General features: G+C 35.9%; 10 protein-coding genes. 1 reads left to right on the top strand and 9 read right to left on the bottom strand.

Going from position 1 to position 12,376, the window contains the following annotated elements; translation table 11 throughout:
- Positions 1–71: 71 nt before the first annotated feature.
- The 5 genes from Q0R51_RS04400 to Q0R51_RS04380 all read right to left on the bottom strand — a co-directional run bounded on the left by Q0R51_RS04400 (position 72) and on the right by Q0R51_RS04380 (position 4,529).
- A complete protein-coding gene (locus Q0R51_RS04400) occupies positions 72–995 on the bottom strand; it encodes a DUF979 domain-containing protein (RefSeq protein ID WP_294756997.1) in 924 nt (307 codons plus the stop codon).
- 8 nt (positions 996–1,003) lie between these two features.
- Positions 1,004–1,672, bottom strand: coding sequence for a DUF969 domain-containing protein (locus Q0R51_RS04395; RefSeq protein ID WP_294756995.1), 669 nt, complete (start codon positions 1,670–1,672; stop codon positions 1,004–1,006).
- A gap of 131 nt (positions 1,673–1,803) precedes the next feature.
- Positions 1,804–3,429, bottom strand: a complete 1,626-nt coding sequence (groL, locus tag Q0R51_RS04390; RefSeq protein WP_265666535.1) for a chaperonin GroEL — start codon at positions 3,427–3,429, stop codon at positions 1,804–1,806.
- A gap of 19 nt (positions 3,430–3,448) precedes the next feature.
- Positions 3,449–3,733 (bottom strand): co-chaperone GroES, encoded by a 285-nt coding sequence (gene groES, locus Q0R51_RS04385; RefSeq protein WP_122026291.1) that lies wholly within the window; start codon positions 3,731–3,733, stop codon positions 3,449–3,451.
- A gap of 160 nt (positions 3,734–3,893) precedes the next feature.
- Positions 3,894–4,529 (bottom strand): redox-sensing transcriptional repressor Rex, encoded by a 636-nt coding sequence (locus Q0R51_RS04380; protein WP_046325257.1) that lies wholly within the window; start codon positions 4,527–4,529, stop codon positions 3,894–3,896.
- Between the two features lie 279 nt (positions 4,530–4,808).
- On the opposite strand from Q0R51_RS04380, the gene Q0R51_RS04375 reads away from it, so the two are divergent.
- Positions 4,809–6,731: an ABC-F family ATP-binding cassette domain-containing protein gene (locus tag Q0R51_RS04375; RefSeq protein WP_294756991.1), complete on the top strand. Its 1,923-nt coding sequence runs from the start codon at positions 4,809–4,811 to the stop codon at positions 6,729–6,731.
- A gap of 1,035 nt (positions 6,732–7,766) precedes the next feature.
- On the opposite strand, the gene Q0R51_RS04370 is transcribed toward Q0R51_RS04375, so the two are convergent.
- The 4 genes from Q0R51_RS04370 to tsaD form a co-directional block, all read right to left on the bottom strand.
- Positions 7,767–8,936 (bottom strand): hypothetical protein, encoded by a 1,170-nt coding sequence (locus tag Q0R51_RS04370; protein WP_294756989.1) that lies wholly within the window; start codon positions 8,934–8,936, stop codon positions 7,767–7,769.
- Positions 8,936–10,105, bottom strand: coding sequence for a hypothetical protein (locus Q0R51_RS04365; protein WP_294756987.1), 1,170 nt, complete (start codon positions 10,103–10,105; stop codon positions 8,936–8,938). Before Q0R51_RS04365 ends, Q0R51_RS04370 begins: the two co-directional genes overlap by 1 nt.
- On the bottom strand, positions 10,102–10,722 hold the full coding sequence (locus Q0R51_RS04360) for an ABC transporter ATP-binding protein (RefSeq protein WP_294756986.1): 621 nt from the start codon (positions 10,720–10,722) through the stop codon (positions 10,102–10,104). Before Q0R51_RS04360 ends, Q0R51_RS04365 begins: the two co-directional genes overlap by 4 nt.
- Before the next feature lie 603 nt (positions 10,723–11,325).
- Positions 11,326–12,375, bottom strand: coding sequence for a tRNA (adenosine(37)-N6)-threonylcarbamoyltransferase complex transferase subunit TsaD (gene tsaD / locus Q0R51_RS04355; protein WP_294756985.1), 1,050 nt, complete (start codon positions 12,373–12,375; stop codon positions 11,326–11,328).
- Position 12,376: the final 1 nt, after the last annotated feature.

Raw genomic sequence — 12,376 nt, 5'->3', positions numbered from 1 at the left:
GATTAATTTTATCTTCACCAAATGGATCAAAACCTGTTACAAGAATTTTCATTATATTTCTCCTTACTATCTTAAAATGCCAAAAAATACATTAGCATAATTTGAATAAGCAACATGCTGATTGCGATCGGAAATTGTTGTTTAATTACGCCTAGTTGATCTTTCATTTCCATAAGAGCAACGGGCAGGGTATTAAAGTTTGCCGCCATTGGTGTTAACAGTGTACCGCAATAACCCGAAGTCATCCCTAAAGCTGCAACTACAACCGGTGAACCTCCTTGTGCCACAACAAAAGGGATGCCAATCCCAGCAGTAATAACTGCAAAGGCCGCAAACGCATTACCCATGATGGCTGTAAACAAAGCCATGGCAACACAATAGAGTGTAACTCCCAATAAATGGTTTCCAATAGGAAAAAGTCCAGAAATAGCTTTAGCAGTCACTTGCCCCACACCGGAAGCTGTAAACACCACACCCAGAGTAGCAAGCAGCTGTGGTAAGATTCCCGCTGACCCTACCGAACGCACCATTCTCTGAGTATCCTCATACACAACTTTCACATTTGCTTTTGTCAAAATTTGTGCGCAAATAAGTGAAACAATTGCTGCCACACCTATACCTACTTGGCCACCTAGATTAGTAAATTGGGCTATTAATAAAGCTAAAACTGCTAGCAAGATACTTGGCAAAAAGATCCAGTTGCCAATGCGTTTAACCGTTTGTTGAGCAACTTTTTCATCCAAATCTTTTATGTGACCTACGCGAACCTGTTTAAATAGAGATAACAAGGCAATAATTATAATAATTGCACCGTTAATTGTATCCGACAGCCATTGCCCGCAGCAAAATAGTATTGCAAACAAAAACCAGAAAAGCCCGGTACCCCAACGCACAGGATTTGATTGATCACGCCAAGACTCAATTGCTGCAGCCAAGAAAAACAGCCCGATTAAGATATAGAACGCTAATAAAATATTATTGATTAAAGTATCCATTATTTCTCCTACTTTTCTTGCTGTTTGAATAATTTTTGGTCAAACACATGATTGTAACCCACACATAAAATATAACTGATGATTGCAACTGGAAAAGTATATAAAACTATGCCACTAGGATCCACCGGGTGACCCAGTGATTTCATAGTACTTGCAATAAGTAGAACACTTGAAGAAGCTACGAACAAATTTTGGGCAAAAAAATTACCAAAATTTTCTGTTGCAGCCGCCCTACCCTTAATTTGGTCAACTTCTAAAGAGGTCAATTCGCTGTTAACCTTACCTGCAGCTTGTGCCATTGGATTAATCAAAGGAGCAATAAACTGTACGTGTCCTTGTAATGAAATGCCGAAAGCACCAGCAATTTCACGAATGGCTTGGTAAATATCGAAAATACGACCTGGCGTCAATTTTTTCATTTTTTTAATCAAATTAACAGCAGCTTGCTTTAAGCCATGTCTTTCTAAAATGCCAATTGTCGGTAAAGTCAGAAAAAACAGGGAAACCATGCGATTATCCATAAATCCTTTACCCAAAATTGTCAAAAACGAGACAAAATCAATTCCTGAAACTAAGGCTGTAATTAAAGCAGCAATAATAACAACGGCTATGGTATCAAGTCCCAGCGCAAAGCCAATCACTATAACTACAATACCTAGTAAACTTAAATATTCCACTAATATTCCTTCCTATGTAAAGGCAGCAATTACTTATCAAATTCTGTAAGCAAAATTTCAAAGCAAAAATCCTACCAGCAAGCCCCACAGGATTGCTAGTAGGATTTATTAATTAACTAATAAAAACTAAATTACATCACACCTGGATTGCCAGCACCTGCATTTGGATCAGCGGCAGGTTTATCTTCTGGTATTTCGGCAACAACGGCTTCAGTAGTCAATAACAAGGCAGCAATAGACGCAGCATTTTGTAAAGCAGTACGGGTTACCTTAGTTGGGTCGATAATTCCGGCTTCAACCATGTTTTCCCATTTACCGTTAGCTGCATTGTAACCAACTTCATTTTCTTGACCTTCAAGCTTATTCAAGATAACTGAACCATCTTCACCAGCATTTTCAGCAATTTGACGAACTGGAGCAGTCAAAGCTTCTAAGACAATGTTAATACCTGTTTGTTCATCAGCATTGTCACCTTTAAGGTCCTTAACAGCGTCCTTAACATCTACTAAAGCAGTACCACCACCAGCAACATAGCCTTCATCAACGGCTGCACGAGTGGAGTTCAAAGCATCTTCAATGCGGTATCTGCGCTCTTTTAATTCAGTTTCCGTAGCAGCACCAACATGAATAACAGCAACGCCACCAGTTAATTTAGCCAGACGCTCTTGTAATTTCTTCTTGTCAAAGTCAGAAGTAGTTTCTGCAATTTGCTTTCTAATTGAGTCCTCACGGTCTTTAATTGCTTCATCTGAACCTGAACCATCAACAATAGTAGTTGAGTCCTTAGTTACAGTAATCCGGCGAGCTTGACCTAGTTGGTCAATCTTAGTGTCCTTTAATTCGAGCCCTAAGTCCTCAGTAATTACTGTACCACCAGTTAAAGCGGCAATATCTTGCAATTGTTCTTTACGACGGTCGCCAAAGCCAGGAGCCTTAACAGCAACAACATTGAATGTACCACGAATCTTGTTCAAAACTAATGTTGGCAAAGCTTCACCAGAAACATCATCGGCAATAATTAAAAGTGATTTACCTTGTTGCACAATTTCTTGTAACAATGGCAAGATGTCTTGAATATTAGAAATCTTCTTATCAGTAATTAAGATATATGGATTGTCAAGATCAGCTTCCATCTTGTCATTATCAGTTACCATGTATTGTGACAGGTAACCACGGTCAAATTGCATACCTTCAACTACTGATAATTCAGTTTCAATACCACGTGAGTCTTCAATAGTGATAACACCATCATTACCAACTTTTTCCATTGCGTCAGCGATTAAATCACCAACTTCTTTTGAAGCTGAAGAAACTGAAGCAACTTGAGCAATTTGGTCTTTTGAAGAAACAGTATGACTAATCTTGTGTAATTCATTTACTACAGCTTTTGTGGCTTTTTCAATACCGCGACGAACACCAACAGGGTTAGCACCAGCAGTAACATTCTTCATACCTTCACGAATAATTGCTTGGGTTAAAACAACCGCAGTAGTAGTACCATCACCGGCAATATCATTGGTCTTTTGTGCTGCTTCTGCAACTAACTTAGCACCCATATTCTCATAGTGGTCTTTTAATTCAATTGCCTTGGCAATTGTCACACCATCGTTAGTAATGTCTGGGTTGCCGTAAGATTGCTCCAAAACAACGTTTCTACCCTTAGGACCAATAGTAGCCTTAACAGTATCAGCTAATTTGTCAACGCCCTTTAACAGGGAACGTCTTGCTTTTTCTGAAAATTTAATTTCTTTTGCCATATTTTTATACGCTCCTTAATTACTTAACAATTGCTAAAATATCTTTTTCGTGAAGGACTAAATATTTTTGACCATCGTATTTAACATCTGTACCAGAATACTTGTCGTATAAAACAACGTCGCCTTCCTTAACAGTCATAGGTATTTTGTTGCCATTTTCAGCAAAGTTACCTTCACCAACAGCAACTACTTCACCTTCTGTCGGCTTTTGTTTAGCATTAGAAGCCAGGACGATTCCGCCTACAGTCTTTTCTTCTTCTTCTTTAACTTTTACGATCACGCGATCACCTATTGGTTGTAACACGTTTGTCCCTCCTAAAATTAAATTTTAATCTCTTTTATGTGCCATTAGCACTCCTATTTGTCAAGTGCTAACTTACATTTACGATAATAACCCCTTTTATGAAAAAATGCAAGAAAAAATTAGCACTTTGAGTAAAAAAGTGCTAATTTGCTTTTTAAAACTATTTTTTCTTATCCGAATCAAGAAAGTAAATAAGTGTCTGCAACTCAGTAGCCAAATCAACGTTTTGAATTCTAATGCCACTTGGTGCAGATAAACGAATTGGGGTGAAATTCATGATTCCCTTAATTCCAGCTTCTACCATATCATCAGCAGTTTTTTGAGCAGCCGCAGATGGCACCGTTAAAATCGCAATAGAAATTTGTTGGTCACTAAGCTGCTTTTTAAGTTCACTCATATCATAGACAGGCACACCGCTTAGAATTCTGCCGGTAATTTTCTCATCAATATCAAAAGCACAAGAAATGCGAATATTATTTGAGCGTTTAAAATTGTAATTTAATAAAGCATGACCCAAGTTACCTACGCCAACCAAAGCAACATTTGTTAAAGTGTCTTGGTTTAAAATCTTTTTAAAAAAAGAAAGTAAACTTTTTACATCGTAGCCATAACCCCTTTTGCCCAAAGCGCCGAAATAAGAAAAATCACGTCTGATTGAAGCACTGTCTACCTGAACAGCTTCAGACAATTCAGTCGAAGAAACTTTTTCTTTGCCAGCCTCATTTAAGATAATAAGATAACGGTAATATAACGGCAACCTTTTAGCCGTTGCCGTTGGTATTTTGATTTTTTCCATTTAAGAAGCCTCCAACTTAATTAAGTAACCATAATTCGTTCTTGTGAATTTCTCAGCAATCAATTCTATTTTACCTATAAATTTACGTCATTTGCAAACATTTTTTTCACAATCTTTTAAATTTTAGCAAAATGGTAACAGGCTTGATAATAGAAACTGGTATTTTTATTCATTCACGCTTAAAAAGCTGTATTTTTGCTCATTTTCTTTCATATATCCGTCAAACTCTCACACAAGAAATTCAATACGTATGCTAAAATGGTTTTTAGGTGAAAAATTATGATAATTGCACAAGGACACGATTTAGAAAAACAATTTGGTGCCAACACATTATTTAAAAATGTCAATTTTTCAATTGACGCAAATGCCAGAATAGGTCTTATTGGACCAAATGGTGTCGGTAAAACGACCCTGCTTAAGATTATGACCGGTGAAGAAGAAGCCACACATGGTGACTTCACCATCAATAAAAATATAGATGTCGGCTATATTGCCCAAGAAAATGGCTTAAATGAAAGTAAAACAATTTGGGAAGAAATGTTGTCTGTTTTTACTTCATTAATTAATATGAGCAAAAAAATTACAAGTTTACAGCAAGACATCGCTGCTAACCCTAAAAGAAGTGATTTGTTAAAACAGTATGACCAGCTACAATTCAACTTTGAGCAGCAAGGGGGCTATACCTACCAGGCTGATATCAAGAGTATTTTGAATGGCTTTAACTTTCCTGAAGCAACTTGGTCAAAAAAAATCGCAAGTCTTTCCGGAGGAGAAAAGACCAGACTTTCATTTGTTAAATTGCTACTGCGCAAACCTGCTCTGCTATTACTCGATGAGCCTACCAACTACCTTGATTTAGACACTCTGGACTGGCTGGAGAGTTATCTTAAAAATTATTCTGGTGCTATTTTAGTTGTTTCCCACGACCAGTATTTTTTAGATAATTTAGCCACACAGATTTTTGAATTGCAATTTGGCAAATTAACTGTCTTTAAGGGGAATTATTCCGCATACGTTGCTGAACGGCAGCTGCGTGATCGTCAGCAAGAAGAAGCGTATGAAAAGCAGCAAGAGCAAATCAAAAAAGACGAAGAATTTATTCAAAAAAATATTGTCAGAGCCAAAACTACTAAACGAGCACAAAGCCGCCGCAAGCAATTGGAGAAAATGGATAGGATCACTCCCCCAAAGCACAAAAATAAAGTGCGCATTAATTTCCAAAGCGAAAGGCCTTCAGGTAAAGAAGTACTAATTTTACGTGATTTAACAATTGGCTATCCAACAAAAACAATGGTGCACGATATTTCTCTGCAAATAAATAAAGGCGACCGCGTAGCCGTAATTGGTCAAAATGGTATTGGTAAATCAACTTTACTAAAAACCGTGATGAAGGAATTAAAGCCAAAAAAAGGCTCAATTAAGTACGGTGCATCCCTTGATATCGGCTACTATGATCAAGAACTGCAGGGACTTGATCCAACTAAAACGGTGATTGACACCGTTTGGGACCGTCATAAAACAATGCCTGAAAAAGATGTGAGATCGATTTTAGCCAGTTTTTTGTTTACGGCAAAAGATATTGATAAAACTGTCGGACAATTATCTGGTGGTCAAAAAGCGAGATTAACATTAACGGTTTTGTCACTTGAACATAACAACTTTCTGCTGATGGATGAACCTACTAACCATTTGGATCTTGAGGCGAAAGAAGTATTAGAAAAAGCTTTGCAGGATTTTGACGGTACTTTGTTGTTTGTGTCACATGATCGCTATTTCATTAATCAGTTAGCTAACAAAATTGTGGAGATCAAAGATAGTACTGCCCAAGTTTACGAGGGTGATTATAGCTATTATCTAGATGAAAAAAATAAGCAAAATATTGTTTCAGAGAACGAGTCGGCAGCAAATAATACGGCAGCAAAAGTAGACGAAAATAAAAATAAACTTTCTTATCAAGAGCAAAAATTGCGCGATTCACAAAAGCGTAAGTTGCAAAGAGAAGTTGAAAATACTGAAAATAAGATTGAACAGCTGGAAAAAGAGCAGGAAGACATTCAGTCTCAAATGGCTGATCCTGAAATTGCTACCAACTTCGACAAATTAGGCCCTTTGCAGGAACAGCTCACTGAAGTGCAAAATCAGCTCACTGAGGCAAATGTTGCTTGGGAAAATGCATTGACTGAACTGGATAGCTTTGACTAAAATAATCTATATTTTGGAAACGCAACAAAAATAGGAATAAATCTGCCTTCTTGTTTACTATTTCTATATTTCAACTTACAGTAAATTACCTTGTTAACTATTAATTGATTTTTTGTTTGCAAAACTTGATAAATTTCTGGCTCTATAAAAAATAAATTGGAAAGGTGTACATGGGAAAATCACGTATTACTCTTTAATTATCAATTAGTTAAGGAGGAATAAAAATGAAATATATAGCTGACTAAAATATTGCTTTAGACCAACTCATCGATTTATACACCAGCTTCGGTTGGAGTTCTTATACACAAAATTCTCGGGCAACTACAAAAGGCTGTTGCAAATTTGCTTTTTGCTATTGGCGCTTAGGATCATAGTCAATTAGTTGGATTAATCAGAGTAGTTGGTAATGGTCTGACATTCATTTATGTCCAAGAGTTACTGGTTATTCCGCTTATCAAAGACGGGGAATTGGTACGAAATTAATGAATAGCGTATTACAGAATATAATTCTGTCAGACAGAAGGTTTTGTTGACAGAAAATACCCTTAAAATGCACATGTATTATGAAAGTTGTAATTTTAATCCGTGTGACAAATAAAATTTGATTGCTTTCTACAAAGATTTTTAAGGGATATAAAGAGACTGGGAAAAAACTATCTTTTCCCAGTCTCCTTTGCTCAATATTTTATCTTTTAGTATTAAGAAGAGCTTACATCAATCTAATTAACTTTATCATGGTATGTACCTTATTACCTAGTTAGAATAGATGAGACTTTAGCACTAAAATTTACACAGCAAGGCAAGATATTATTGAATATTAAATCTGTAAATACTTGTTTAATCAAAATGGGAGACTATTTTGAAAAGAGTCTCCTATTGTGTAATGGTAAGTATGTTATTACTTGTTATATATTTTTACACTTAGTTTTAAAAGACTTTTTAGGTAAGTATAATTTAAATAAAACAAATGAACGATTTAAAGTCATGATAATACTAAATTAGAAGTAAAAACGTTGATTTAAGAAATATAAAATTTTATTCTTTATATTTTATATGACTGGATAGTGAAATCATAATAGTAATTATTAAAATTGAGCAGCACAGTGTTAAAAGCCCTGTCGTATAGTTCAATTGCACATTTTGATAATTCATTCCTAAATTGCCAGATACTATGTCAACTGCGTTCAGGTAAGTCATTGGCAACCAGGCGCAAATCTTACGCAGCGGCTCAACGATCATAGTTGCAATGTTAAGCCCAGGAACAAGTAAAATAGCGATAAGTAATGCTGATAATTTATCACGAAAAATTCGGGCAAGTAATTGAACTAAGACAACCTCGAAGATCAAGGTAAGTGCCTGCAATACAATTACTTTAATAATAAAACTGCCAGTAGATACACATTCAATAAGAGTCCTACCACCTGTATATTGACCAACGATATAAGGAAAGAACAAACTACCTGTACCAGAAATAAGGGAAGCTACAATAAATAATACTAAATTAATCGCTAAAAAACTACCAAGAGTCAGGACTATTCCTGCTATGGTATTCGAAATCATTAAATTATTTTTTTCAAGCGGTAATAACTGCGCCGTATCTAATTTTTGGTGGTAAGAATCAGTTAAAAGCAAAGTTAATAAAAACAGAGCAACAAGAGTAAATACGTAAGGCAAATATTGCTGATTTAATTGCAGTAAGAACTGCCAGCCTGTTACTGGCATATCCTGACTTTCATAAGGCAAAGGCTCATGACGTAAATAGTTAAAGAATTGCAGTTTTTTCTCTACATTTATTCTTGAATTTAGGCCTGCTAAATCTTGGCCATTTGATGAAATAGTTTGTTCTTGCTTTTTTTGTTGCCACATAATCGTGTAGGCTTTGCGCCAATTACCTTTATTTGCCGCATTTAGAACTTGTTTATCTTGCTTAACTACTTCTTGGTTTTGCTTAATAGTAGATTTAGTATCATTGTAAATCTCAGTTTTCGATTTTTGTTTATCGTGTTTAAGTAATCTTTGCTGCCGGTTAATTTCTTTTTGGCGGTATGCAATCTCTGATTTAGACAACGCCTGCAAGGAAAATTGGGAATTAGTGCGTATATTCATGAATAAGACAATACCCATTAATAAGAGTATAATTGCTAAGCAAACTGGGGTTAGCTTATTCTTAAATACTTTTTTAAGCTGAAAAGCCAGATAGGACATTATGCCAGTCTCCCATTTCTATGTGTAACAGTTGTAAGGCGATCAATTAAAAGTACCAACAACAACAATAATATAGAACTTAGTGTTAAGGTAAACACACCATTTGAAAAGTTAATAGCAGAATTGTTCATTGTATAGGCTGTTTGGTTTGAAACAATGTTTAATACTCCTAAATAAGTACCAGGAAGCCACTGCGCAATCTTCTCCAGCGGAATAATAAAAACTGTAACAAAATGACCGCCTAATAAAAGCAATAGCGAAACTAACAGAGTCGGTAACTGGTTATGAAAAATTTTAGCAATTAGCTGTACAAGCAAAACCATAAATATGAAATTTAAGAGCTGCAGTACAACTGCTTGGGGCAACAATTTGGCAGTCGGAACAATTCCCGGCACCAAGTGGTCGCTAACCAGATGGTGAATGATGTAAGGATAGTCACTGCGACCAGTACCAAAAATGCTCGCTGCTCCCCCGAAAACTAATAAGTTTAGTAAAAGAAAAATAAAGCTGACGACCACTAACCCAGCAATATTATTAGTCAAGGTATTTTGCAAGCGATTAATTGGCAAGACAGTGGAAATGTCAAGACCATTTTTATAAGAACCAGTAAATAAATAAGTCAAAATAAATATCATTACCAAACTAAATAAGATGGGCCAATAGTTTGCATTCAAATCTAACAAAAATTGTATTCCGGTAACTGCGTTATCGCTTTCATAAGGCATAGGGTGAGCTATGAGATACTTTAAACGCAGTATTACGCTTTTATATCCATCTTTTTCATCCGAGCTTAGATCAGTCAATTTGCCTTTTTGTTCCCTTTTTAATTTGGTCTCATAAACTCGCTTCCAGTGATTATGATTAATATTATCAACAAAGGCTTGATCTTTTCTTAATCCTATTTCAGTTTGTTTGATATCTTTTTCAATGGCCTTATATGATTTTCCTTGCGGTGAATATCGTTTGAGTGCTTGACGATCGGCTTGTAAAGCTTGCTTTTTCATGGCAATCTGACCCTGAGCATCTCCTTTTAAAGAACCTGTACCCATGAGCTGCGTAGACTTCATGTATAGTAAGCCAAAAGAAATTAATAATAAAATAACCAGTGAAATAATTGATAGATTGTGTTTAGTAACTTTTTTAAGTTGCAATGAAAAATATGAGCTCATTGTTCTACCTCGTGCATCATTTGTTTTTGTAAAACGAGCCGGTGTAAGTTATTCACTTTAATCTCGCTGCTATAGTGAGAGGTTAGAATAATACATTTATTATGCTGAGCTACCTCATCATTTAGTCTCTTATAAAGAATTGCGCGACTTTCTTCATCAAGACCGTTAGTGATCTCGTCCATCAAGTAATATTCGGCGCCACTAACTAGGTACATGGCTACAATCAATTTTTGTTTCATTCCAAGCGAATACTTTTTAATCGGGACTTTGACATACTTACGTACACCCAAGAAATCAAGTTCTTGATCAAGGTCGACATTAGAATGCCATTGTCTTTTCACGAATTTTAAGTAATCAAGGCTGGTTAAATTGACATTCAACCATTCATTGCTTTCAAAGAAAAAGAGCTTACGCTTATTTTTGGCATACGGCTTTCCGTCCAATAAGACTTTACCAGAAGAAGCTGGAATTAGATCCGTAACAGTACGCAAGAAACTTGTTTTACCAGAACCGTTTTCTGCGGCAATTTGATAAAATTGACCGGGTGCAAATTGATAAGAAAAATCGTGCAGGATTGGCTGCCTGGTTTTGAGCGATAGGTTTTGGACTGTTAACATCATTGTCTCCTTTTTTGAGTGGTGAATTAATTTAAAAATGATAGGGTTACTATAATTTAGCCTACCATAATTTTATTGTTTTTTGATTAGAAATTTAAACGTATCCCTATTTATTGATAGAAACTTGTTTGTATTTGAGTTTTATTAATAGTCTATCCGTATAAAATTCATAATCAAAGTGATTATCAAATTTTGTATTTTTGAACTCTTTAAAATATGCTAACAGCTAGGATCATCAATGAATGAAATAAACTAACCATTTGATTTTCTCCCTTACCTGTTTGACTTTATTATATTCAGGTAGGAAAACTAAATTAAAAAATGTCACATATGACTTTTTAAAAACATATGTGACATTTTTTATTTCTTAATACTACTGTCTAAAAGTTCTTGCAATCCGATACTGTAGCTATTCACCAGCTGTCATTTTGTATACTCTGATCATTTAGTAAGATACATAAACTTAATATTTAAGATAGTTGAACTCAAAACACATAATGATAAAAAAGAGTCTGGGAAAAACTATTTCCAGAACAACAAAAAGGCGTTGAGTTCAACGCCTTTTTTCGTAGGGATTTGGTCTTGATCCTGATATTATTTACTTTATTGCAGCATTTCGGATGCATAAGGTAGTTCTAATGATGCATCAGCATCTAAAGTTAGATCAGCAAATTTTCCTTCTTGATACAAATTGTAGGCCGCTGCACCAATCATCGCAGCATTGTCACCGCAAAGCTTTAAATCAGGCAAAATGACTTTGGGCTGAATATTTTGCGGTAAACTTGCTATTTCACTATTCATTCTGTCCCGTAAACCATGGTTAGCGGCTACACCACCCCCCATGATGAAAGTCTGCGGCTGATACTGCTTAATTGCCCTAATTGTTTTAGTTGCTAAAACATCAATCACTGCAGCTTGGAAACTAGCAGCCAAATCATATTTATTTAGGTCTTTATGAATTTGTTCGGCATGATGATAAGTATTAATAAACGCACTCTTTAAACCAGAAAAAGAAAAATCATAATCATCTTCTTTAATCATTGCCCGAGGAAAATCAAAGGTATCCTGCCCCTGGTGAGCCCATTCATCAATAGTTTTACCAGCCGGATAATTGACCCCGAGCACACGGCCGATTTTATCATAAGCCTCTCCTGCCGCGTCATCTCTAGTATCACCAACTATTTCAAAATGGGTCGGGTCTTTTAGTAAAACAATTTCAGTATGTCCACCAGAAACTTGCAGTGCAAGAGCCGGATAAGTAATCTCTTCTTTTAATTGTGCTGCCATAATGTGACCCATAATATGATCGACACCAATTAGGGGGATGCCTGTAGCCATGGAAGCAGCTTTAGCTGCACTGACACCAATTAACAGGGCTCCGACTAATCCAGGTCCATAAGTTACGGCAATAGCATCGATATCATTCCAGGTTACTTTTGCTTCACTTAACGCTTCCCTGGTAATTTGCGTTATCACTTCAATGTGATGGCGACTGGCTACTTCGGGAACGACCCCTCCAAAACGCTGGTGACTTTTAATTTGAGTTGCCACTATCAAGCTTTCAACTTCTCTGCCATTTTTAACAACAGAAGCCGAAGTCTCATCACAAGAACTTTCAAAAGCTAAAATCCGGATGTCTTTTTTATTTACCAAT

The organism is uncultured Lactobacillus sp., from assembly GCF_946477725.1.
GTDB lineage: Bacteria > Bacillota > Bacilli > Lactobacillales > Lactobacillaceae > Lactobacillus.
Note: the sequence above shows the minus strand (reverse complement) of the source record. Positions and strands in the feature narration are given on the sequence as shown.